Genomic DNA, 23,351 nt, shown 5'->3' with positions numbered 1-23,351 from the left:
GATCTAAGAAAGGATTTTGCTTAAAAATATATTGAATTCAAAAACGCTGATTTGTGTTATCAGCGTTTTTAATGTTATTCAGATTTATTTGTTTTATTTTGCTCAATAATGTACATAATATCGTTTGCAGTTTCTTCAATTGCTTTATCAGAAACATCAATTACTGGGCAACCAATTTTATTAACGATGTTATCAAAATACTCTAATTCTTCTTGGATTCGTTGACCGGTTGCATATCTTGCCGAGTCACCTAAACCTAGTTGCTTTAATCGTTCTTTTCTAATTTTATTGAGTTTTTCTTCGCTTATTTTTAAAGCAATACATTTTTTCGGGTCAATTTCAAATAATGCTTCAGGTGGATTGATTTCAGGAACAATTGGGATATTCATTACTTTATATCTTTTGTGCGCTAAGAATTGAGATAACGGTGTTTTAGAAGTTCGAGAAATACCTATTAAAACAATATCAGCTTTCGGTAAACCTTTAGGATCTTTTCCATCATCGTATTTAACTGCAAATTCGATGGCTTCAATTTTTTTGAAATATGCTTCATCAAGTTTATGCACTATACCCGGTTCGCAATAAGGTTGTTCATCAATTTTGTCTGTAAGTATACTCATGAGCGGGCCCATTATATCAACATGTTTGATTTTATTTTCAGCCAAACGCTCCTCCATATACTGTTTAATATCTGGTTTGACCAATGTAAATACTACAATATTTAATTCGTTTTCTTTAGCTATTTCAATAACTTCATCTACATTTTCAATTGTTTCTATATAAGGATAACGTACAATTTCGCTTTTGAAGTTTTTGGAATTGAATTGGGAAACACACGCCTTTGCAACTTGTTCTGCTGTTTCCCCTACTGAATCAGATGCAATAATTATTTTTATCTTTTGCATTAAAAAATTCACCTACTCGTCAAAAATAGATACAAATAATTTTGTAATTGTTGTTTTGGATATACGGCCGATTGCTTCGAGCTTGCCATTATCTTTACCTCTCACGATAGGTATAGAATCGATTTCTTTTTCTATCATTAATTGAGCAGCTAATACGAGTAAATCATTTTCTTTTACGTATGTTAGATTTGGCATGCGTGTCATTATAACACTTATTGGCATAGTATGTATATCTTCCCCAATCATCGATGCTCTTAATAAATCTTTTCTGGAGCAAACACCAATGAAATCATTGTTCTGATTAACAACAAACAATGTACTGACGTCTTCAAGGAAAATAGTACATATTGCTTCATACACTGACATATCACTTTTTAATATAATTGGAAGTGATTGATAATCTTTTACAATATATTGTCTTAATTTCTCAGTTAACAATTGATTAGTTGACTTTCCAGAATAGAAATAACCGACACGTGGTCTTGCTTCTAAAAATCCTGACATTGTGAGGATTGCTAAATCTGGTCTTAATGTAGCCCTAGTTAAACTTAATTGTTCGGCAATTTTTTCTCCAGTTATTGGGCCATTGTGTTTTACTATTTCAACTATTTCACTTTGCCTATTACTCAGTTCTATATGTCTTCACCCCTTCTCATCACCCTACTATTATTACTTTTTTTCTTCGAAATGTATTATATAATGAGTCATACTAATTTTCCAATAATTATTATCTCATTATTTGGAGACAATATGAAGTGTAATTCAGATATTGAGTTTTTTAATATTCTATTGACTTACTTAATCCAATAATTTTTATAATTTAAACCATTTTAAACATATTGATTAACTGGTTACTCAAACAATATTATCTTTTGGATAGCAAATGATATATTTACTTGTATTTAAATTTGAGATGCATTAGAATGAGATATGAAGCGAGTTAAGGACGGTGAGAGCTTAACAAACAAATTGGCCTGAAAATTTAATAATTTAAGCGAGTGTCTACACTAATTTGGGTGGAACCGCGGGTTATAATTAATTATGATAATTTAAAATAACTCGTCCCAAGATTTCGAAATGCTTATTTCGTTATCTTGGGGCGTTTTTTTTATTTAAAAAGAGGAGTGTTGAAAAATGGCAAAAGATATGGATTCTGTTGTACAACTTGCGAAGCATAGAGGTTTCGTTTTTCCAGGTAGTGAAATTTATGGTGGTTTATCAAACACATGGGACTATGGTCCTTTAGGTGTCGAATTAAAAAATAATATTAAACAAGCATGGTGGAAAAAATTCATTTCTCAATCACCATATAATGTCGGACTAGATGCTGCTATTTTAATGAACCCTAGAACATGGGAAGCATCAGGTCATTTAGGGAACTTTAATGATCCAATGATCGATAACAAAGATAGCAAAATCCGTTATCGAGCAGATAAGCTAATCGAAGATTATATGCAAAATGAAAAAGGTGACGAAAATTTCATTGCTGATGGATTAAGCTTTGATGAAATGAAACGTATTATTGATGAAGAAGGAATTAAAGACCCAGTTAGCGGCACTTCAAATTGGACTGATATTAGACAATTCAATTTAATGTTTAAAACTTTCCAAGGTGTTACTGAAGATTCAACTAATGAAATATTTTTACGTCCAGAAACAGCGCAAGGTATATTTGTAAATTATAAAAATGTGCAACGTTCTATGCGTAAGAAATTACCATTTGGTATTGGTCAAATTGGTAAATCATTCCGTAATGAAATAACACCAGGTAATTTTATCTTCAGAACTCGTGAATTCGAACAAATGGAATTAGAATTCTTCTGCAAACCAGGAGAAGAAATCGAATGGCAAAACTATTGGAAAACATTTGCTGAAAAATGGCTTTTAGACTTAGGTATCAAAAATGATAGTATTCGTCTTCGTGATCATGATGAAGATGAATTATCTCACTATTCTAATGCAACTACTGATATTGAATATAAATTCCCGTTTGGTTGGGGAGAACTATGGGGAATTGCAAGCCGTACTGATTATGACTTAAAACAACATAGTGAATTTTCAGGCGACGATTTCAAATATCACGATCCAGAAACTAATGAAAAATACATTCCGTATTGCATTGAGCCTTCACTAGGTGCTGACCGTGTAACATTAGCTTTCCTTTGTGATGCTTATGATCGTGAAGGCGTCGAAGGTAGTAAAGATGAAAGAACAGTATTACACTTCCACCCTGCAATTGCGCCGTATAAAGCAGCTGTTTTACCATTAAGTAAAAAATTATCAGAAGAAGCAATTAAAGTATATGAACAGTTAAGCGAGAACTTCACAGTTGATTTTGATGAATCTCAATCAATTGGTAAACGTTATCGTCGTCAAGATGAGATTGGTACACCTTACTGTATCACTTTTGATTTTGATTCTCTTGAAGATCAACAAGTTACAGTTCGTGACAGAGATTCAATGGAACAAGTACGTATGCCTATTTCAGAACTGAATGATTTCATTTCTGAAAAAGTAAGATTCTAATATAAATGAAGAAAAGAACGCCGTAGATTAACAGATACGGCGTTCTTTTCATTTAGCTTCCAAACGTTTTAATTGGTTTATTAGTTTCTGACTTTTGAAGAAAATACCAGAATACTCTCTATACAACATAATTAATAAATCAGACATTTCATTTAGAATATTTTGATGTATATTTAGATGATTCATGTTGTCTATGGGTAATTTTTGTAGAATATCCATTAAATATAATGTTTTATTTGAAATATTAATAGCATGAGGATCACGATCAATATATTGTTCAGAAATAACACCATGATATTTAAAACTAAAAGCAATTAATTTAGATTGATCGTTTTCTTCTGAAATTGAACATTTATCAAAATCAATACTGAAGCCAAAAGATGGCATTTTTTTTAGCAATACAATTATCGACATCAATTGCGCGCTATCTTTCTCTTTGATTCGATTTAAACAAAATTCTAAAAGTTTAAAATTGAAATTAGAAATTTCTTCATCTTCCATTGATTTATCTATTATTTCAGCACACAATGCTGCAAAACTACTATCATAAATATCTAGTCTCAACTGATAATTTTGATTGATAACATCTATCGAGTTTAATATACCGAGACCTCTCAACTTAGCATAGATAAATAATCCATGAACAAATAATTGTGTATTTGCTTGCAAACCTGTTTTGCTTTTTTTAGCTCTTTTAACCATTAATGGCACTTTAGCACCATTTTCGTTTAAAATCGTGATGATTTTATCGGATTCTCCATAGTCGACTGATTTAATGATAATTCCCTTCTGTTTCATCAACATTAGAGGATTCACCGACCTTTTCTAATTAATCTTGGTCTTCAATATAACCCATTTGACGGATAAAATTGACTTTGTTACGCCAATCTTTTTGAACTTTTACCCAGAGGTCAAGATAAACTTTTGATCCTAACAAGTTTTCAATATCAATTCTGGCCCTCTTGCCAATTTCTTTTAATTTTTTACCACCTTTGCCAATTACAATCCCTTTTTGAGAATCTCTTTCAACATAAATTGTTGCTTCAATTCTAACTCTGTCTTCAGATTGTTTTACCATACGGTCTACATTGACACCAATTGAGTGTGGAATTTCTTCACTTGTTAGATGTAATACTTTTTCACGTATTAATTCACTCACTACAAATTGTTCAGGATGGTCAGAAATTTGTCCATCTGGATAATACTGAGGGCCTTCTGGCATATATGATTTTAGTACATTAATAAAGTGGTCTACATTTAATCCTTCCAACGCTGACATTGGTACAGCTTCAGTAAAATGCATATGTTTCTCGTAGCTTTCAATGATAGGCATAATTTGGTCTGGATGCACAAGATCAATTTTATTAATAACTAAAAATACTGGAGTTTTAATATTTTTTAACATCTCCATGATATATTCATCGCCACGGCCTATTTCTTCATTAGCATTGACCATAAAAATGACTGCATCTACTTCCGTAAGTGTATTTTTAGCAACTTTCATCATATAATCACCCAATTTATGTTTGGGCTTGTGAATACCTGGAGTATCTACAAAAATTATTTGAGCATCGTCTTCTGTCATAACCCCATGTATTTTATTTCTTGTTGTTTGAGCTTTATCAGACATAATTGCAATTTTATGTCCAAGAACCCTGTTCATAAATGTAGATTTACCTACATTGGGTCTGCCAATAATAGCAACAAACCCAGATTTATGTTCTGTCATATATTCAAATCCTTTCCTGAAAATCCTAATGGAAGTAAGTCGTTAATATTAGTTTCAATCATATCGCCTTTATGATTGGTTAAGTAAATTGGCATATCATCATCACATAACTCTTTAATTACTTGGCGACAAGAACCACAAGGTGATGATGGATTATCTGCATCTACTGTAATTGTAAGAGATTCAAAGTCACCAGGATTATAGCCTTGGCTGATTGCTGCGACTAGACTTGAGCGTTCAGCACAAATGGCCTCTCCATATGCAGCATTTTCAACGTTTGCACCATAAAATTCATTCCCGTCTTTCGTACGTAGATATGCGCCTACTTTAAATTTGCTATACGGTGAATAAGAACGGCTTTGAGCTTCTCTTACCTTTTTAAAATGTTCATTTGTATAAGCCATATAATTCCCTCTTTTATTGATTATTTAAAAATGTAAGGGATAAAAATTATAAGACCAATAATACCCGCAGCAATTGAGATGACAAGTACGCTTAAAGCTGCTGTATCTTTTGCTCGCTTAGCAAGTGGCTTATATTCATCCGTTACTAAATCTACTACATACTCTACTGCAGTATTTATTGCCTCAAATGATAATACTAGTGCAATTAAAAGTATGATTACTAACCATTCTATTTTTGAGATGCCAAATAAAATACCTGCTGATATAACTACAATTGCAGTTAAAAGATGTAGTAAATAATTCTTATCTTTTTTTATAATAGTTATAAAACCATGAATAGGGTATTTAAATCGTTTCATTTGCTAATCTCTCGTCAAACCATAATTATCTAAAATTAGTTTTTGACGTCCAAACATCTCTTTTTCATCTGCTTCATTCATATGATCATACCCAAGTAAATGTAGAAAACCATGCAGTGCTAAAAACCCTAACTCCCTTTCGAAGGAGTGGCCATATTCTTCTGCTTGTTCTTTAGCGACATCAGCACAAATTATTATATCTCCAAGAACTCTTGGCATATCTAAACCTTCAATATCCGGTTCATCTTCTTCTAGTGCAAATGAAATTACATCTGTAACTTTATCTTTATTTCTATAGTCTCTATTAATTTCTTGAATTTCTTGCTTATTTACGAAAGTAACAGATAATTCTGCATCATCTTCAATTTTTTCTTCCTTTTTTGCAAAAGTAAGCAAGTTATCTATTTGTTGATACCATTCTGAATTTACTTCGCCAGTATGATCTGTAAAATCAATTGTAAACATTTTGATTATTCATCCCCTTCATAACGGTCGATAATTTTACTTACCAGTGGATGACGTACAACATCACTTTGGTCTAATTTTTGAACACTAATGCCTTTTACACCAGCCAGTCTTTTAACCGCCTGTTTTAAACCACTTTTAATTCCGCGTGGTAAATCAACTTGTGTCATATCACCTGTCACAACCATTTTAGATCCGAAACCTAATCTAGTTAAAAACATTTTCATTTGTGCATGAGTTGTGTTTTGTGCTTCATCTAAAATAACAAATGCATCATCTAAAGTGCGTCCACGCATATAAGCTAATGGCGCGACTTCTATTATACCTCTTTCAATAAATCTAGCAGTTTGCTCAGGTCCTAAAACCGTATGCAAACCATCATATAAAGGTCGCAAATAAGGATCAACTTTTTCTTTTAAATCACCTGGTAAAAATCCAAGTGATTCACCAGCTTCAACAGCAGGACGAGTCAACACTATTCTTTTCACATTACCTTGTCTTAATTCTTTTGCAGCATAAACAACAGCTAAGAATGTTTTACCTGTCCCCGCAGGTCCAATACCAAATACTAAATCATTATGTTTCATCGCATTTAAATATAGTCTTTGACCCATAGTTTTAGCACGAATTGTTTTACCATATGCATCTTTTGTAATCGATTCATCATATAAATCGACTAAATGATTGATTGAACCTTTCTGGGCCATTTTAATTGCTGCTTCTACATCTTTGAGATTGATTGTCACACCTTGATCAATTACTTTAAGTAAGTTTTTGATAACAGCTTCTGCTTTTTCAATTTCCTCTTGTTGTTGCCCTTTTACAGCTATTTCTTGCCCTCTCGCATGTATAATAACTTCAAATGCTTCTTCAATTGCTTGTATGTTTTCATCGTTATTTCCAATTAGAGCTTGGGCTTGATTGATATCATCAATAACTATTATTCCTGGCATACATTAACTCCTTTTCGTAAATACAGCTATCTTGTAGTCTGTAGTATTAAATTTAAGATGCAGAATATTATTTCGAACGGAATTTACGGACTTAGCTATAATTCCTACATATTCATGCCCTTATTATATCATGTTCTCTTGTATTTATAATCCGATAATGATTATGGTCGAACCTAAAAAAATTAGGTACCAAAAATTGGCACCTAATCTTAATAAATTTTTATTGAAGTTGTTTCGGCTTTTTTAAAATTTCTGACCATATAATACCATTCAATATTTCATTATCGTCAAAGCGTAAGTTTTGATTTTGTTGATTTCCTAGCATGTTTCTGTCAGAAAATAATTGTTTCAACCTTACTTGTTTAGCTCTATTTGAAAGGTATTTATCATTGATAATTTTTTGAGCACGTCTTTCAATTATAGCTAGTTGCTTTTCTTTTTCTCGATCTATGTCAGATCTATAAGATGTCAATTCATTATTTAATGAATCATTCAATTCCTGGATAGCCTCCAAATCCTTTTGGCTGACATTTCTGGATTGTGTTCTGTTCTCTTCGACTTGGCGGTTTGTTCTGTCGCGACTACGATCAACATTTTCAATTCTTCTGGATTGACTTGTATTAGGCTTTTTGTCATTTGAAACATTTTTTGAAGAATCATCAAATTCCTTTTGTAATTCTTCAAATGTTTCTCCTAATTGTTCGAAAATGCTTTTTTTCTCTTTTCTTTCAGCGCTTGGTTGTTGACGTGGTTGTTGAGTTCTAGGTTGTTGATTTTGGCGCTTTTTATGGCTTTTATCATTGATTGCAGTAATTAATGAAATAACAATACTTATAATAAAAATTATGAGACCAATACTCATTTAATCACCTCTTTTACTTATCTGGTGACTCGTTATCATCTGAATGTGTTCTTTGATTAATAGATTCGCGCATTCCTGTATCAGCTTCAATATTCTTTAAATTATAATAATCTTTTACACCGATATTACCTTTTCTAAGCGCCTCAGACATTGCTAGCGGAACCTCAGATTCTGCTTCTACAACTTTCGCACGCATTTCTTGTACTTTTGCTTTCATTTCTTGTTCAGAAGCTACAGCCATTGCACGACGTTCTTCAGCTTTTGCTTGTGCAATATTTTTATCAGCCAGTGCTTGTTCAGTTTGTAAGTCTGCACCGATATTCTTACCAATGTCTACATCAGCAATATCAATTGATAAAATTTCAAAGGCTGTACCAGAATCCAGACCTTTACTTAAAACAGTTTTAGAAATATTGTCAGGATTTTCTAAAACTACAGTATGGTGCTCACTAGAACCGATTGTCGAAACTATACCCTCACCTACACGAGCAATAATTGTTTCTTCGCCAGCACCACCAACTAATCTAGAAATGTTAGCGCGTACTGTGATTCTTGCTTTAGCTTTTACTTCAATACCATTCATTGCTACACCTGTAATAAATGGTGTTTCAATTACTTTAGGATTTACTGACATTTGAACAGCCTCAAGTACATCACGTCCAGCTAAATCAATAGCAGCACCTCGTTCAAATGGAAGATTAATGTCAGCACGTTGTGCAGCAATGTTAGCATCTACAACTCTATCCACATTTCCTCCTGCTAAGTAATGTGACTCAAGTTGATTTGTAGTAAGATTTAAACCTGCTTTATGAGCTTTGATTAATGGAGCAATTACTTTTCGAGGTGAAACGCGTCTTAAGCGCATTCCAATTAATGTACCGATATTTACTTTTACGCCTGCAGCAATTGCTGAAATCCATAACCCAATCGGCACAAATGAAAATAAGATCAATAATGCAATTATCGCAATCACAATAATAATAATAAGTGGTATTAACATATAGACTCTCCTTTATAATTTAACTATTTTGAGGTAATTCCCTTACTACTACTCTTGTACCTTCAACTTGGGTTACTTTTACTTTGACACCGCGTTGAATAAATGTGCCGTCCGAAACAGCATCAATACGTTCATCATTCAAAGATATTATACCTGCTGGTCGAAGTTCTGTAAGAGTTTCAGCAATTTGACCTACTAAATCAGAGCGGTCATCATGTGAAGTATATCCGGCTTCAGAAGTCGTAGAATCCCTTAATATAACTTTTTCAAATAAAGACAGCTTTTTATTAAACCCTTTCACCAATATCACCCATTCAATAATTGATAAAATAAATGCAATAACAACATTTATTAACATCCATAAAATATTATTGCCTAACATAATCATACTTATCGCAATCAAAACAATACCGATTATCCCAATAATCGCTCCGACTATAAAAAATTCAATAATAAGAAGTATTATGCCAATTATAAAAAGACCGATTGAAATTAATGATACTTCTCCTTGAATTAAATAACCTAAAAAAAGGATTAATAAGGCTAGCGCGGCAATAATTCCAGCAAAATTTGTACGTTTTGAATAAAGTTGATATAGGAAACCAAGAAAAATGATGCAAGTCAAGATTAACGATACAAGAGGACTTGTAATAATCTCACCTAAATATTGCATAAAGGGGCTTTGACTAGTCTGAAACACTGAAATATTATGTAAAATTCCAGTTGGATGTGACATAAATTCACCTCGCTCTCATTTTCATTATACATGACTACTTAAAGGAATTATAGTTATAAAAGAGTGAATTTATAGAAAATATATTTTGATTTTAAAATAAAAGAAAAAGGCCATAAATACTACCTGAATTGGTAATATATATGACCTTCGAAAACTGCATTTATATAATTCATATTTGTTGTTGAGGGAGTCAACAGACATATCAATTATTTAAATTTACGTTTACGTGCAGCTTCTGATTTCTTTTTACGTTTAACACTTGGTTTTTCGTAAAATTCACGTTTACGTACTTCTTGAATTGTACCGCTTTTTGAAACTGAGCGTTTGAAACGGCGTAAAGCATCTTCAAGTGATTCGTTTTTACGGACTACTGTTTTAGACATCTGTATTTCCCTCCCTCCAAATATCAACGGAACTTTATTTTCATATACATAGCATAACTATATGCTACGCATTCATAAGTATAATATATATGATAGTTGGGGTCAATTAGAATAATTAATTTTTTGAATCTTAAATAATAGCAGTAAATTCACTACGGTTAGATGCATGGTCAATAACTCTAACTACATGTCCTTGATTCAATGGATATCCAGCTTGTGTAATTTTAACACGAACCAACTCTCCTATTAATGAATCGTCACCTTCAAATTCAACTTTCATGTAATTATCGGCATACCCAACAAGAGTACCAGGTGCTTCTCCAGCTTCTTCTGGTATTACTTCTAATACTTCATTTTCAAAATGAGAAGCATATTCTTTAGCTAACTGATTGCTTAATTCAATTAGTTTATGAACACGTTCATTTTTAATACTTTCATCAATTTGGTCATCCATTCTAGCCGCCGGTGTACCAGTACGTGCAGAATAAGGGAAAACATGCAGTTCAGAAAAGTGATGTTTTAAAATGAAATCATATGTTTCTTGGAATTCTTCTTCTGTTTCTCCAGGGAATCCTACAATAACATCACTTGTAACAGCTAACCCAGGCAATGCTTCATGTAATTTCATCAGGCGTTCGGAAAAATGCGCCATTGAATATTTTCTTCGCATTCTTTTAAGAACACTATCTGAACCTGATTGAAGTGGTACATGCAGATGACGTACTACTTTATTAGAATTTGAAATAACATTAATAACTTCATCAGTTAATTGACTAGCTTCAATTGAAGAAATTCTAATACGCTCGAGTCCATCAATTGTTTCAAGATCACGTAATAATTGAGCTAAATTATAATCTTTCAAATCTTGACCATAACCACCTGTATGAATACCTGTTAGTACAATCTCTTTGTATCCAGAATTCACTAATGTTGTTGCTTGTTCAACTACTTTTTCAGGATCTCTAGATCGCATTAAACCGCGTGCCCAAGGAATTATACAAAAAGTACAGAAGTTATTACAACCTTCTTGTATTTTAAGAGAAGCACGTGTTCTATCAGTAAAGTATGGCACTTCTAATTCTTCATATTTTCTATTTTTCATAATATTTCCAACACCATTAATAGGTTGGCGTTCAACCTTAAATTCTTCAATATAATCAAGTAGTTTTGTACGGTCTTGTGTACCTACAACAACGTCGACCCCAGGAATTTCCATTATTTCAGCAGACGACGTTTGTGCATAACAACCTGTAACACAAACAACCGCATCTGGATTTTTTCGAATAGCTCGTCTTATAATTTGTCTACTCTTTTTATCTCCAGTATTCGTTACAGTACATGTATTTATAACAAAGACATCGGCGTTAGTATCGAATTCTACACGATCATAACCAGCATCTTTAAATAATTGCCAAATCGCTTCAGTTTCATAATGGTTAACTTTACAACCTAAGGTATGAAAAGCTACTGTTGACATCATTTTCACCCCATTAATTCTTTTTCATAACTTATAGCACTTAACGCATACAATGGAGCAGTTTCAGCTCGAAGAATCCGTTTGCCTAGACCAACTATTTCACTATTTCCTTGGAATAATGCAACTTCTTCTTCACTTAGCCCACCTTCTGGACCAAAAACTATTAAAATACGATTGCCACTTTGGAATTGTTGCAGTGTCTTTTTTAATTGACTAATTTCTCCTTCTTTTGCAGCATCTTCGTATGCGACAAGCACATAATCATATTTATCTATATTAACATATACTTGCTTTAAATTCGATATAAATTCGAATGTAGGTATAATTAGACGGTAACTTTGTTCAGCTGCTTCTTTAACAATTTTATTCCATCTTACTAATTTTTTCTCGATTTTGTTTTGGTTCAGTTTCACAATAGACCGATCCATTTGTACAGGAATAAAATGAGAAGCTCCAAGTTCAGTACATTTTTGTAGTAACCATTCATATTTGTCAGCTTTTAATAAGCCACTGCAAATTGTAACCTCAACTGGTAGTTCAGTATCAGAATTAAGTTCTTCATTTAATTCAATTTCTATCTCTTCATTATGTATAGAGATTATTTTACACTTATAAACTTTACCATGATTAAATGTAACGATGATAAAATCATTAGGTTGATTTCTCATTACAGTACTAATATGGTGAATATCTTCTTTTTCAGTAATAAAAAAACGCTGATTTATATCAGCGTTTTGATTTATAAAATATCTTTGCATATTAATTGCTCACTTTCTCTCCAACGATACATGCCCAACCGTTGTCGTGATTAATAGAAATGATATTGAAACCTACACGCTTCATATGTTCAATTATTTCATCGCTCTTCTCTATAATAATACCTGAAGTGATAAAGCGACCCTCTTCATTTAAAGTATTATAAGCGTCTTCTATCATTTCTTCAATAATATGAGCTAAGATATTTGCAATAACAACATCATATTTATTTGTTTCACCTTTTAATAAATTGCCGGTTGTCGTTTCAATTGCATTTTCACATGAATTTTTTTCGAAATTTTCTTTAGCTACTCTTACAGCTAATTCATCCAAATCGACAGCTTTAATATGTCTTACACCAAGCAAGTGGCAAGCGATACTTAAGATTCCTGAGCCAGTACCTACATCGATCACACTGTCACTTGGTTTTACATATTGTTCTATAGCATTTAAACACATACTTGTAGTTGGATGATCACCAGTACCAAATGCCATACCAGGATCTAATTCTATACAAAGTTCAGAATCACTTTCTTTTTGATAAGTTTCCCAACTAGGTACTATTGTAAAGTTTTTAGATGCTTTAAAAGGATGAAAATAATTTTTCCATTCATTTTCCCAGTCGGATTCTTTTATTATTTGTTCATTATAATCAAAAATATTTTTATCTAGTTCTGCAAGTTCTTGTATATTACGTAAAAGCTGATTTTTAAGCTCTTCAGAATAATCTATTTCATTAAAATAAGCTTTAACACGAACGCCTGTATCAGGATAATCATTTGGGTCTAGTTCATAAATCTCACCGAATTTATCGGCTAATTCTCCATCTAAATCTTTAGAGTCTTCAATTACTACTCCATTAGATTCATTTTCTTCAAGTATACTCGTTACAAACTCTTGTACTTCATGATTAATAACAATTGAAACTTCCATCCAGTTCATAGGTATCTATTCTCCTTTAAAGAATCTACGAGCTCGTTCTTTGAAATTAGTTGGTTGCTCAGTGATTTCTTCACCGCTTACTTCTGCAAATTCGCGCATTATAGATTTTTGTTTATCATTTAATTTTGTAGGTGTTACTACATTAATATTGATAAATAAATCACCATATCCATAACCATGAACATTCTTAATACCTTTTTCTTTCATACGGAATTGTTTGCCATTTTGAGTACCTTCAGGAACACTTAGCATAACATGCCCTTTCAAGGTAGGAACTTTGATTTCATCTCCTAAAGCAGCTTGAGGGAAGCTGACGTTTAAGTTATAGAAAATATCGTCACCTTCACGTTCGAAAGTATCAGAAGGTTCCACACGGAATACAACGTATAAGTCACCTTGAGGTCCGCCATTGTGACCTGGAGCGCCTTCACCAGCTAAACGGATTTGTTGGTCATTGTCAACACCTTCTGGTACTTTAACTTTAATTTTAACATTTTTAGTTTCAGTTCCCTTACCATGACATGTTGGACAAGGTTCTTCTATTTCTTCTCCTGTTCCATTACAAACAGGACAAACTTTTTCAGTTCTTACACGTCCCAAAATAGTATTTTGCTCTACTGAAACATGACCTGAACCATTACAATAATGGCAAGTTTTTTTCTTAGAACCTGGTTTAGCACCAGATCCATCGCAAGTCTCACATTTTACTTGCTTACGAATAGAAATTTCTTTTTCAGTACCAAATGCAGCTTCTTCAAAGGTTACCGTCATTGTATATTGTAAATCATCACCTTTGCGTGGTACATTAGGGTCTCGTTGTGCACCTCCGCCAAAGAATGAGCTGAATATATCTTCGAAGCCGCCACCAAAACCACCAAAGTCTTGGCCGCCACCAAATCCTTGTCCTCCAAAACCACCTTGGGGACCATCGTGGCCGAATTGGTCATAATTAGCACGCTTATTTTCATCACTCAATACTTCATAAGCTTCTGATATCTCTTTAAATTTTTCTTCGGCGCCTTCTTCTTGGTTAATATCTGGGTGATATTTTTTGGACAATTTACGGTAAGCTTTTTTGATTTCGTCTTTTGACGCATCTTTGCTGACACCCAAGACTTCATAATAGTCTCTTTTTGCCACTGTGATCTCTCCTTATCTATTAAATACATTTTTCAATTTTTACACTTATAAAGTATAGTTGGTTAAATAATAAAAAGTCAAAGCCAATTGTTCATTGGCTTTGACTTAAATTTTAATTCAAGAAGCCGCAAAGAATATTCTATTTTATTGCAGCTTTAAAAATTGATATGAAAATCAATTATTTATTGTCTTTTTTATCATCATCGTCTTTAACTTCAGTGTACTCAGCATCTTCAACGTCGCTTTGATTTGAACCTGCAGCATCGCCTTGTTGAGCTTGTTGATAAACTTTCATAGATAGTTCTTGAACGACTTTTTCAAGTTCTTCTTTTTTAGTTTTAATGTCTTCTAAATCTTGACCTTCAAGTGCTGATTTTAATGCTTCTTTTTTATCTTCAGCTTGTTTTTTGTCATCTTCAGAAACATTATCACCTAAATCTTTTAGAGTTTTATCAACTTGGAATACTAAGCTGTCTGCTTCATTTCTAAGGTCACTTTCTTCACGACGTTTTTTATCTTCTTCAGCATTTTGTTCAGCATCTTTAACCATGCGATCGATTTCATCATCTGATAAAGCAGAACTTGATTCGATAGTAATGTTTTGCTCTTTATTAGTTCCTAAATCTTTAGCAGTTACATTAACGATACCGTTTTTATCAATATCGAAAGTTACTTCGATTTGAGGAACACCACGTGGAGCTGGTGGAATATCAGTTAATGAAAATCTTCCTAATGTTTTATTGTCAGATGCCATTGGGCGTTCACCTTGTAATACATGAATATCAACAGCAGGTTGGTTATCTGCAGCAGTTGAGTATACTTGTGATTTAGATGTTGGGATAGTTGTATTTCTTTCGATTAATGTGTTCATACGTCCGCCCATGATTTCAATACCTAATGATAATGGTGTAACGTCTAATAATACTACGTCTTTAACATCGCCAGAAATCACGCCGCCTTGGATAGCTGCACCCATTGCAACAACTTCATCTGGGTTAACACTTTTATTTGGTTCTTTTCCAACTTCTTTTTTAACAGCTTCTTGTACAGCTGGAATACGAGTTGAACCACCAACTAATATTACTTCATCAATATCATTACTTGATAAACCAGCATCGCTTAATGCTTGACGAGTTGGCCCCATAGTACGACGTACTAATTCATCTGATAACTCTTCAAATTTAGAACGAGTTAATGTAATTTCTAAGTGTAATGGACCACTTTCTCCCGCTGAGATAAATGGTAATGAAATTTGAGTTTGAGAGACACCAGACAAATCTTTTTTAGCTTTTTCAGCAGCATCTTTCAAACGTTGTAACGCCATTTTATCTTGAGATAAGTCGATACCATTTTCTTTTTTGAATTCTTCAACAAGGTAGTCAATAATAACTTGGTCGAAATCATCGCCACCTAATTTATTGTCACCAGCAGTAGATAATACTTCGAATACGCCATCTCCTAATTCAAGAATAGAAACGTCGAAAGTACCGCCACCAAGGTCAAATACTAATACTTTTTCGTCTTGTTCAGTTTTATCTAGACCATATGCTAAAGCTGCGGCAGTTGGTTCATTAATAATACGTTCTACCTCTAGACCTGCGATTTTACCAGCATCTTTTGTTGCTTGACGCTCAGCATCATTAAAATAAGCTGGAACTGTAATAACGGCTTTATCTACTTTATCACCTAAATAGCTTTCAGCAGTGCTTTTTAAGTTTTGTAAAATCATTGCTGAAATTTCTTGTGGTGTATAATTTTTTCCATCAACGTCTACTTTGTAATCAGTACCCATTTCACGTTTAATAGATTGGATAGTATTAGGATTTGTGATTGCTTGACGTTTAGCAACTTCACCTACTTGTGTTTCGCCGTTTTTGAATGCTACAACTGATGGAGTTGTGCGAGCACCTTCTGGATTTTGAATAACTTTAGGTTCGTCGCCTTCTAAAACAGCCACGCAAGAATTTGTTGTACCTAAGTCAATACCTATAATTTTACCCATAACTAAAAATTCCTCCTATTTTCATTTGTTGTATAGTTAATTATAAAAATTATTATTGGTTTACTTTTACCATTGAAGGTCGTAATACACGATCTTTCAACTTATAACCAGTTTGAAGTTCTTGAGTAACAGCATTTGATTCAAACGAATCATCTTCATCTTGCATAACTGCTTGATGGAAATTTGGATCAAATTGCTGACCAACAGCTTCAATTTTTTCTAAACCGTTTTCTTCTAAAGCTCTCAATAAGCTTTCATAAACCATCTGAACTCCTTTTTGAAGAGATTTAAATGATTCATCCTCACCTTCAATTTGAAGCGCACGTTCTATATTATCGATTGTAGGAAGGATATCTGTTAGAACACACTGAGCTTGATAAGTTTTTAATGTTTGATTTTCATTTTGAATACGTCTTTTGTAATTTTCAAATTCTGCGTAAAGACGTAAATACTTTTCTTCTTGTTCGTTTACTTCTTCTTTTAATTGTTGGATTTCTTTTTCTTTGTCATCAACTGCTGAAGAATCATTTTGTACATCATCTTCACTTGCAGTTTTTTCAATTTGTTCGTCAGTATTCGAATCTTTTGCTGTGTTATCTTCTTTTTCAGCAAATTCTTCATTATTAACTGATTGATCTTTTTCTGTCATTTTCTGTCCTCCAATACTACTTAATTACTAGACTTTATATAGTAATTGAATCACATTTTGATAACGCATAGCTGTCGGTCCAATAACTGCTACGTGCCCTTTAAGATGATTGTCAATGTGATAATCGCTTAGAATAATCGAAATATCTTCTAAACCATTATCAATTTCTTGACCGATTTTTACATCGATACCAGAGTGATTATCATCTTCAAATAATTTCAATATCTTATTGGACTCTAAATATTGAAGAATTTGTTGGATAGAGTTAACATTTTGTTCATTCAAAGTATCTATTAAATTCGCTTTACCACCAAAAAAAATATCAGTAGTAATATCATTTAATCGTTGATTTAACAAATCGATTAATTGATTAACAATCAAATAGTCATTTGAATGCATAAATGTCTCATCTGAAAAATCATTTCTCATATCAGCATTAAATATACTCTTAATATAGTTAGCTATTTGAACTAACCGATTTTTAGAAATTTTTTCAGGGACTGCTAATTGCAGGTGTTCTACATTGCCTGATTCAAACACAATTACCATTATAACTAAATGAGCAACTGTGTTAAATAAATGAACATCAGTTATTAAATCTTTCGACTGATTCGGTTTCATAATCAACGTAGTATATTTAGTTGACATTGACAATTCATTTGCATAAACGCTCAATGCATTTGATAAATTGTAATTATAATCAGCTAAAAGTTTATTGAGACGCTGATTATTAAATTCTGTCCGAGGAGAAGTATTTTCCAACAATTGGTCCACATAGTACCTAAAACCTTTAATCGATGGCGATCTACCGGAAGAAGCATGGGCTTTTTCAATCAATCCCATACCTTCTAAAATTTTCATTTCATTTCGAATTGTCGCCGGACTTACATTTACTTGGTGTCTTTCAATTACTGTTTTAGATCCCACAGGCAAACCATAATCAACATAATCTTCAACAATGGCATTCAGAATGCTTTGTTGTCTATTGGTAATCATGTTTCCACCTCATTAGCACTCTCTTCTCTCAAGTGCTAATTATAATTTATCAAATTGGTCAAAGTAAGTCAATGTTAAAGCATTAGTAGTGAAAAATGTTCTTTTTAATCAATCAAAAAAGCCTCGAAGACTTCATTTCCTATTACTTTTCCTCTTTCAGTCAATTTGACATATTCACCTTTATCTTCGATTAATCCTTTGCTAATCAAATCATTTAATTCATTTGAATAGATATCATCAAGGCGTTTATCAAATCTATTTTCAAATGTTTTTTTGGAAACACCTTTGTTCATTCTTAGTCCTAAAAACATTTGTTCTTCAATTTGTTCTTTAAAATTAGGTATTGTAGACTGAAGAATTGGTTTTTCTCCATTTTTAATTTTTTTAATATAATGATTAACTGGGTTAACATTAGAATATCTTACACCATCTACATATCCGCTTGCACCTGCGCCAAACCCATAGTAATATTCATTTTTCCAATAAACTTTATTATGTTCTGATTCATGATTGACTTGGCTAAAATTTGAAATTTCATACTGGTGCATATTTGAATTTTGAATTTTATCAAGGAGTAAATCATACATTTCTTCTCCCAAATCTTCATTAGGCAGTTTTAATTTACCTTTTCTGTACATATTGTAAAATTGTGTTTTGGGTTCAAGAATTAAACCATAGCTTGAAATATGATTAATATCCATTGATAATGCTATATCTAAACTTTCTTCAAATTGATGTATTGTTTGTCCAGGTAAATGATACATTAAATCTAAACTAATTGAATTAATATCAAATTTGTTTGCTAGATTCACTGCTTGGTAAATATCATTTGTATTATGTGTTCTACCAAGTATTTTTAATAAAGATTGATCGAATGTTTGTACCCCCATAGAAAGGCGATTGACACCATAATCTTTTAATAATTGCACTTTTTCATTTGTTAGCTCATCAGGATTTGCTTCAAATGTATATTCATTTTTAATAATATAATTATCATTAATAGCTTTTAATAATTTTTCTAATTGTTGAGTACTTAAAGCTGTCGGTGTTCCGCCGCCGACAAACATTGTATTTAATTCTTTCTTATTTGGTTGACTTAATTCCTTGATTAAACAATTTAAATATTCGTCCACAGGTTGATTTTGAATAAAATACTTATTGAAATCGCAATATGTACATATTCGCACACAAAATGGAATATGAATATAAGCACTTTTGGTTTCCATTTTTTAACTCCTTAGGGATTGAACTTCAAAATAAAAAGGTGGGACATGTAAATCGCCCCAACCTTTTATTAATCTTCATCCATTTTTAATACAGCTAAAAAGGCATCTTGAGGAATTTCAACATTTCCGACTGCTTTCATTTTAGCTTTACCGGCTTTTTGTTTTTCTAATAGTTTACGTTTACGGCTAATATCCCCACCATAACATTTAGATAATACATTTTTACCCATTGATTTTATATTTGTACGAGCAACTATTTTTTGACCTACAGCGGCTTGTACAGGTACTTCGAATTGTTGTCGTGGAATTAACGTTTTTAACCTCTCTACTAAGGCTTTACCACGTTCATACGCAAATTCCTTATGCACAATAAAACTTAATGCATCTACCTTATCTCCATTGAGAAGTATATCCATTTTAACTAGATTACTTTCTTTATAGCCTGTTAATTCGTAATCAAAAGATGCATACCCTTTAGTGTTTGATTTAATTTGGTCAAAAAAGTCAAATACGACTTCAGATAAAGGTATATCATATATGATATTTACACGAATATCATCCAAGTAGTCCATATTAATAAATTGCCCACGTTTACGTTGACATAGTTCCATTACTGCCCCTACATAATCATTCGGCACCATAATAGTCGCTCGAACATAAGGTTCATATATTTCTTCGATTTGGTCTCTTTCAGGCATTTTAGAAGGATTATCTACAATAACCTTGTCTCCATTTTTTAAGATACATTCATATATTACAGATGGAGCCGTTGCAATTAATTCAATTCCAAACTCCCTTTCAATACGTTCTTGAATTATCTCCATATGCAACATGCCTAAGAATCCAGTACGGAAACCAAAACCTAATGCTTGTGAAGTTTCTGGTTCAAACTCAAGTGAGGCATCATTTAATTGCAACTTTTCTAAAGCTTCTCGAAGATCATTATATTTTTTATTATCGATTGGGAATAAACCACAATAAACCATTGGATTCATTTTTTTATAACCTTTTAAAGGTTGTTCTGCCGGTTGGTCAGCGTGTGTAATAGTGTCACCTACACGTGAATCATCTACATTTTTTATGCTTGCAGTGATATAACCTACATCACCTACTGTTAATTCATCAACTGGTAATTGTTTAGGTGTATTAATACCGACTTCAGTAACTTCAAATTCTTTACCGCTTGCCATCATTTTTATTTTATCTCCAGCTTTAACCACACCATCTACAATTCGTATAGATGAAATAACCCCTCTGTATGGATCATATTCCGAATCAAAGATTAGTGCTTTAAGTGGTGCAGATGGGTCTCCGCTTGGTGCTGGAATAGTTTCAACTATTTTTTCCAAAATTTCATCGATACCAATGTTTGATTTTGCACTTGCAAGAACCACATCATCTTGATCTATACCTATTACGTCTTCTAATTCTTGTTTGACACGTTCTGGTTCTGCAGCTGGCAAATCGATTTTATTCACGACAGGAAGCAGTTCTAAATCATTATCTAAAGCAAGATAAACATTTGCTAATGTTTGAGCTTCAATGCCTTGAGCAGCATCAACAACGAGAATAGCTCCTTCACATGCTGCTAATGAACGTGACACTTCATAGGAAAAATCGACGTGTCCTGGTGTATCAATCAAGTGGAAAATATAAGATTCTCCATTTTTAGCTTCATATTTAAGCTTTACTGCATTTAATTTAATTGTAATACCGCGCTCACGCTCTAAATCCATTGAGTCTAGTAATTGCGCTTGCATATCTCTAGTTTCTACACTTTTTGTATTTTCTAAAATTCTATCAGCCAATGTCGACTTTCCGTGGTCAATATGTGCAATGATAGAAAAATTTCGTATATTTTTTTGACGTTCTAAACGTTCTTCATTGTTCATTCTATCTACTCACTTTCGTATTATTCAATAGACCGTTATGTATGATATCTTTGATATAATAACGTGTTTACGTATTTAATGCAACTTATCTTAATCTATTAAGAATTGCCATCATTAGTCTCTATTTTACTTTAAATTACGTCATCTTGAAACCCATAGTTAAAATAAATGATTGCAGTTTAATAGTACATTTGATAAAATATTTCTTGTTGTAATCAAATATTTATTTGATGAGCATAGATCACTTTTAGGAGGTGACATTCAATGCCAAATATTAAATCTGCTATTAAACGTGTAAGAACAAATGAAACAGCTGAAGCAAGAAATATTTCTCAAAAAAATGACATGCGTTCAGCAGTGAAACATGCAAAAGCAGCTATCGCTGAAAATGCTGATAACAAACAAGAATTAGTACGTGTTGCTGTTAAGAAAGTAGATAAAACAGCTCAAGCTAACTTAATCCACAATAACAAAGCTGACCGCATTAAATCACAATTAATGAGCGCAGACAAATAATGAAAAAGTTCAAGCAATCGCTTGAACTTTTTTTATATTGATAAGATAAATAATTCTAAAATCAGTTGTTTATCCATATATGAAGACTTAAGTTTGTAATCAGTCTCAGCACAGGCATTTATTATACTCATTAATTGCCTTAATTCATATTGACGAGATGTTCTAAGGGCAAGCTTAACACGAAATGGATGCGCCCCGACTGTTTTAGCAATTTGCTGTTGACTATAACCTTTATTTGCTAGGATTTTACATTGATAATACAATCTGAAATTGCTTGTAATTAAGGCCAACAATTTGATAGGTTCTTCTTTCATAATAATTAAGTCATTAACTAAATTAATGGCTTCTGATTTTTGCCCTTTTTGAATGTAATCAGTTAATAAAAACACATTTTGTTCTAAACTTCTATTAACTATTGTCTCCACATCTTGTTTTACAATCGTAGGTCGATCTCCTAAAAATAAAACCATTTTTTCAAGTTCTTGTTTAATTAAATTAAAATTAATACCAGTCAGTTCAATAAAAAGGTTTAAAGCATCTTGTTTTATATCTTTGTATTGTTGATTGAGTTCATTTTTAACCCAATTCTTTATTTCATCTTCAGACATTTGTTCAATTTTAATAAGTTTAGTTTCTTTTTTTAAAGTTTTAACTAATTTTTTTCGCTCATCCAATTTTGGATTATAAACTTCAAATACAACTAAAGTTTGGCCATCGTATTTTTGAATAAATTCCAATAATTGGTCCGTATTTTGGTTAAGATCTTTTGGTCCTTTTTCTCCAGTGAATAAATATGCATTTTTTATAACAACGACTTTTTTATCAGAGAAAAAAGGAAGAGTGAGAATTTCTTCAATACAAATATTGATTTCTGTTTCTGCTAGGTCAAAGCTAACAAAATTAAAATCATCCTTGGGTTCTTGTAAATAAGAATCCACTATTTCTTTTGATTTTTTTTCGATTAGCTCAGGTACTTCTCCATATATTGTAATGATGTTTTCTTTCACAAATAGCACCTCTCAACAAATTACATACTTTAAAATTATAGCATTTACGAAAGAATATTCACACTATGATTTATTATTGTTCTGTTAATACTTGTATTTCATCATCTAGATTAAATGTTATCTGTCCATTTTTTTGAGTATTATATATTTGAGAATTTACTTTATTTAGACGGCCTATTACTTCTTTATTTGGAAGTTTATATGCGTTGTTTTTACCACTCGAAATAACGCTATAATGAGGATGGATACTATTTATAAACTTTTCACTAGAACTTGTTTTACTGCCATGATGGCCTACTTTCAAAATATCAATTCTAGGAATTAAGTAATTAGCTAATAATTTTGATTCATTTTTAACAGTTGCATCACCAGTGGTTAGTATATTATATTTACGTGTTTTAATGATTGCCATAATTGAATGGTCAT

At 32.3% G+C, this 23,351-nt stretch carries 25 protein-coding genes; 2 read left to right on the top strand and 23 right to left on the bottom strand.

Features of this window, described 5'->3' with window-relative positions; translation table 11 throughout:
- Positions 1 to 74: 74 nt before the first annotated feature.
- On the bottom strand, positions 75 to 905 hold the full coding sequence (locus DYE31_RS06560) for a pyruvate, water dikinase regulatory protein (protein ID WP_015900433.1): 831 nt from the start codon (positions 903 to 905) through the stop codon (positions 75 to 77).
- Positions 906 to 917: 12 nt separating this feature from the next.
- Positions 918 to 1,541, bottom strand: coding sequence for a helix-turn-helix transcriptional regulator (locus DYE31_RS06555; protein ID WP_081427461.1), 624 nt, complete (start codon positions 1,539 to 1,541; stop codon positions 918 to 920).
- A gap of 498 nt (positions 1,542 to 2,039) precedes the next feature.
- On the opposite strand from DYE31_RS06555, the gene DYE31_RS06550 reads away from it, so the two are divergent.
- A complete protein-coding gene (locus tag DYE31_RS06550; protein WP_015900435.1) occupies positions 2,040 to 3,431 on the top strand; it encodes a glycine--tRNA ligase in 1,392 nt (463 codons plus the stop codon).
- 48 nt (positions 3,432 to 3,479) lie between these two features.
- Here the strand turns inward: DYE31_RS06550 and recO are convergent, their stop codons facing one another.
- From recO to lepA, 19 genes are all read right to left on the bottom strand, one after another.
- Positions 3,480 to 4,235, bottom strand: a complete 756-nt coding sequence (gene recO / locus DYE31_RS06545) for a DNA repair protein RecO (protein WP_015900436.1) — start codon at positions 4,233 to 4,235, stop codon at positions 3,480 to 3,482.
- A 25-nt stretch (positions 4,236 to 4,260) separates the two neighbouring features.
- A complete protein-coding gene (gene era / locus DYE31_RS06540; RefSeq protein ID WP_015900437.1) occupies positions 4,261 to 5,160 on the bottom strand; it encodes a GTPase Era in 900 nt (299 codons plus the stop codon).
- On the bottom strand, positions 5,157 to 5,564 hold the full coding sequence (cdd, locus tag DYE31_RS06535) for a cytidine deaminase (protein WP_015900438.1): 408 nt from the start codon (positions 5,562 to 5,564) through the stop codon (positions 5,157 to 5,159). Before cdd ends, era begins: the two co-directional genes overlap by 4 nt.
- 20 nt (positions 5,565 to 5,584) lie before the next feature.
- Positions 5,585 to 5,923, bottom strand: a complete 339-nt coding sequence (locus DYE31_RS06530; protein ID WP_015900439.1) for a diacylglycerol kinase family protein — start codon at positions 5,921 to 5,923, stop codon at positions 5,585 to 5,587.
- A gap of 3 nt (positions 5,924 to 5,926) precedes the next feature.
- Entirely contained in the window at positions 5,927 to 6,388 is a 462-nt protein-coding gene (gene ybeY, locus DYE31_RS06525; RefSeq protein ID WP_015900440.1) for an rRNA maturation RNase YbeY, read from the bottom strand.
- A gap of 5 nt (positions 6,389 to 6,393) precedes the next feature.
- Complete coding sequence (locus DYE31_RS06520) at positions 6,394 to 7,341, bottom strand: PhoH family protein (RefSeq protein WP_015900441.1); 948 nt, start codon at positions 7,339 to 7,341, stop codon at positions 6,394 to 6,396.
- Positions 7,342 to 7,561: 220 nt separating this feature from the next.
- Positions 7,562 to 8,203, bottom strand: coding sequence for a hypothetical protein (locus tag DYE31_RS06515; RefSeq protein WP_015900442.1), 642 nt, complete (start codon positions 8,201 to 8,203; stop codon positions 7,562 to 7,564).
- A 13-nt stretch (positions 8,204 to 8,216) separates the two neighbouring features.
- Positions 8,217 to 9,203, bottom strand: a complete 987-nt coding sequence (gene floA, locus DYE31_RS06510; protein WP_015900443.1) for a flotillin-like protein FloA — start codon at positions 9,201 to 9,203, stop codon at positions 8,217 to 8,219.
- A gap of 19 nt (positions 9,204 to 9,222) precedes the next feature.
- Entirely contained in the window at positions 9,223 to 9,876 is a 654-nt protein-coding gene (locus DYE31_RS06505) for an NfeD family protein (protein ID WP_371860170.1), read from the bottom strand.
- 269 nt (positions 9,877 to 10,145) lie between these two features.
- Positions 10,146 to 10,322, bottom strand: a complete 177-nt coding sequence (gene rpsU / locus DYE31_RS06500) for a 30S ribosomal protein S21 (protein WP_000048060.1) — start codon at positions 10,320 to 10,322, stop codon at positions 10,146 to 10,148.
- A gap of 130 nt (positions 10,323 to 10,452) precedes the next feature.
- Entirely contained in the window at positions 10,453 to 11,799 is a 1,347-nt protein-coding gene (mtaB, locus tag DYE31_RS06495) for a tRNA (N(6)-L-threonylcarbamoyladenosine(37)-C(2))-methylthiotransferase MtaB (protein WP_015900445.1), read from the bottom strand.
- Positions 11,800 to 11,804: 5 nt separating this feature from the next.
- Entirely contained in the window at positions 11,805 to 12,557 is a 753-nt protein-coding gene (locus DYE31_RS06490; RefSeq protein WP_015900446.1) for a 16S rRNA (uracil(1498)-N(3))-methyltransferase, read from the bottom strand.
- Between the two features lies 1 nt (position 12,558).
- Positions 12,559 to 13,497, bottom strand: a complete 939-nt coding sequence (gene prmA / locus DYE31_RS06485) for a 50S ribosomal protein L11 methyltransferase (RefSeq protein WP_015900447.1) — start codon at positions 13,495 to 13,497, stop codon at positions 12,559 to 12,561.
- A gap of 6 nt (positions 13,498 to 13,503) precedes the next feature.
- Positions 13,504 to 14,637 carry a molecular chaperone DnaJ gene (gene dnaJ, locus DYE31_RS06480; protein ID WP_015900448.1) on the bottom strand — a complete coding sequence of 378 codons (1,134 nt, stop codon included), beginning with the start codon at positions 14,635 to 14,637 and terminating at the stop codon, positions 13,504 to 13,506.
- A 178-nt stretch (positions 14,638 to 14,815) separates the two neighbouring features.
- The gene (dnaK, locus tag DYE31_RS06475) at positions 14,816 to 16,639 is read right to left on the bottom strand and encodes a molecular chaperone DnaK (protein ID WP_015900449.1); all 1,824 of its coding nucleotides are present in this window, start codon (positions 16,637 to 16,639) and stop codon (positions 14,816 to 14,818) included.
- 52 nt (positions 16,640 to 16,691) lie between these two features.
- Entirely contained in the window at positions 16,692 to 17,288 is a 597-nt protein-coding gene (grpE, locus tag DYE31_RS06470; protein ID WP_015900450.1) for a nucleotide exchange factor GrpE, read from the bottom strand.
- 27 nt (positions 17,289 to 17,315) lie between these two features.
- The gene (gene hrcA, locus DYE31_RS06465) at positions 17,316 to 18,284 is read right to left on the bottom strand and encodes a heat-inducible transcriptional repressor HrcA (protein ID WP_015900451.1); all 969 of its coding nucleotides are present in this window, start codon (positions 18,282 to 18,284) and stop codon (positions 17,316 to 17,318) included.
- Between the two features lie 104 nt (positions 18,285 to 18,388).
- Positions 18,389 to 19,510: a radical SAM family heme chaperone HemW gene (gene hemW, locus DYE31_RS06460; RefSeq protein WP_015900452.1), complete on the bottom strand. Its 1,122-nt coding sequence runs from the start codon at positions 19,508 to 19,510 to the stop codon at positions 18,389 to 18,391.
- A 68-nt stretch (positions 19,511 to 19,578) separates the two neighbouring features.
- Entirely contained in the window at positions 19,579 to 21,402 is a 1,824-nt protein-coding gene (gene lepA, locus DYE31_RS06455) for a translation elongation factor 4 (protein ID WP_015900453.1), read from the bottom strand.
- Between the two features lie 264 nt (positions 21,403 to 21,666).
- Between lepA and rpsT the strand changes: the two genes are divergently transcribed.
- Positions 21,667 to 21,918, top strand: coding sequence for a 30S ribosomal protein S20 (rpsT, locus tag DYE31_RS06450; RefSeq protein WP_015900454.1), 252 nt, complete (start codon positions 21,667 to 21,669; stop codon positions 21,916 to 21,918).
- A gap of 32 nt (positions 21,919 to 21,950) precedes the next feature.
- Here the strand turns inward: rpsT and holA are convergent, their stop codons facing one another.
- Both holA and DYE31_RS12755 read right to left on the bottom strand, forming a co-directional pair.
- Positions 21,951 to 22,925, bottom strand: a complete 975-nt coding sequence (gene holA, locus DYE31_RS06445) for a DNA polymerase III subunit delta (protein ID WP_015900455.1) — start codon at positions 22,923 to 22,925, stop codon at positions 21,951 to 21,953.
- A 73-nt stretch (positions 22,926 to 22,998) separates the two neighbouring features.
- Positions 22,999 to 23,337 (bottom strand): ComEC/Rec2 family competence protein, encoded by a 339-nt coding sequence (locus tag DYE31_RS12755; RefSeq protein WP_015900456.1) that lies wholly within the window; start codon positions 23,335 to 23,337, stop codon positions 22,999 to 23,001.
- Positions 23,338 to 23,351: the final 14 nt, after the last annotated feature.

Origin of the sequence: Staphylococcus carnosus, from assembly GCF_900458435.1 — a bacterium.
Taxonomy (GTDB): Bacteria; Bacillota; Bacilli; order Staphylococcales; family Staphylococcaceae; genus Staphylococcus; species Staphylococcus carnosus.
This window is presented reverse-complemented; position numbering and strand designations above follow the sequence as displayed.

What these genes read in the sequence shown, in the direction of transcription:
- DYE31_RS06560 (WP_015900433.1), bottom strand. Translation starts at nt 905, where the DNA reads ATGCAAAAGATAAAAATAATTATTGCATCTGATTCAGTAGGGGAAACA.
- DYE31_RS06550 (WP_015900435.1), top strand. Translation starts at nt 2,040, where the DNA reads ATGGCAAAAGATATGGATTCTGTTGTACAACTTGCGAAGCATAGAGGT.
- recO (WP_015900436.1), bottom strand. Translation starts at nt 4,235, where the DNA reads ATGTTGATGAAACAGAAGGGAATTATCATTAAATCAGTCGACTATGGA.
- era (WP_015900437.1), bottom strand. Translation starts at nt 5,160, where the DNA reads ATGACAGAACATAAATCTGGGTTTGTTGCTATTATTGGCAGACCCAAT.
- cdd (WP_015900438.1), bottom strand. Translation starts at nt 5,564, where the DNA reads ATGGCTTATACAAATGAACATTTTAAAAAGGTAAGAGAAGCTCAAAGC.
- DYE31_RS06530 (WP_015900439.1), bottom strand. Translation starts at nt 5,923, where the DNA reads ATGAAACGATTTAAATACCCTATTCATGGTTTTATAACTATTATAAAA.
- ybeY (WP_015900440.1), bottom strand. Translation starts at nt 6,388, where the DNA reads ATGTTTACAATTGATTTTACAGATCATACTGGCGAAGTAAATTCAGAA.
- DYE31_RS06520 (WP_015900441.1), bottom strand. Translation starts at nt 7,341, where the DNA reads ATGCCAGGAATAATAGTTATTGATGATATCAATCAAGCCCAAGCTCTA.
- DYE31_RS06515 (WP_015900442.1), bottom strand. Translation starts at nt 8,203, where the DNA reads ATGAGTATTGGTCTCATAATTTTTATTATAAGTATTGTTATTTCATTA.
- floA (WP_015900443.1), bottom strand. Translation starts at nt 9,203, where the DNA reads ATGTTAATACCACTTATTATTATTATTGTGATTGCGATAATTGCATTA.
- DYE31_RS06505 (WP_371860170.1), bottom strand. Translation starts at nt 9,876, where the DNA reads ATGCAATATTTAGGTGAGATTATTACAAGTCCTCTTGTATCGTTAATC.
- rpsU (WP_000048060.1), bottom strand. Translation starts at nt 10,322, where the DNA reads ATGTCTAAAACAGTAGTCCGTAAAAACGAATCACTTGAAGATGCTTTA.
- mtaB (WP_015900445.1), bottom strand. Translation starts at nt 11,799, where the DNA reads ATGTCAACAGTAGCTTTTCATACCTTAGGTTGTAAAGTTAACCATTAT.
- DYE31_RS06490 (WP_015900446.1), bottom strand. Translation starts at nt 12,557, where the DNA reads ATGCAAAGATATTTTATAAATCAAAACGCTGATATAAATCAGCGTTTT.
- prmA (WP_015900447.1), bottom strand. Translation starts at nt 13,497, where the DNA reads ATGAACTGGATGGAAGTTTCAATTGTTATTAATCATGAAGTACAAGAG.
- dnaK (WP_015900449.1), bottom strand. Translation starts at nt 16,639, where the DNA reads ATGGGTAAAATTATAGGTATTGACTTAGGTACAACAAATTCTTGCGTG.
- grpE (WP_015900450.1), bottom strand. Translation starts at nt 17,288, where the DNA reads ATGACAGAAAAAGATCAATCAGTTAATAATGAAGAATTTGCTGAAAAA.
- hrcA (WP_015900451.1), bottom strand. Translation starts at nt 18,284, where the DNA reads ATGATTACCAATAGACAACAAAGCATTCTGAATGCCATTGTTGAAGAT.
- hemW (WP_015900452.1), bottom strand. Translation starts at nt 19,510, where the DNA reads ATGGAAACCAAAAGTGCTTATATTCATATTCCATTTTGTGTGCGAATA.
- lepA (WP_015900453.1), bottom strand. Translation starts at nt 21,402, where the DNA reads ATGAACAATGAAGAACGTTTAGAACGTCAAAAAAATATACGAAATTTT.
- rpsT (WP_015900454.1), top strand. Translation starts at nt 21,667, where the DNA reads ATGCCAAATATTAAATCTGCTATTAAACGTGTAAGAACAAATGAAACA.
- DYE31_RS12755 (WP_015900456.1), bottom strand. Translation starts at nt 23,337, where the DNA reads ATGGCAATCATTAAAACACGTAAATATAATATACTAACCACTGGTGAT.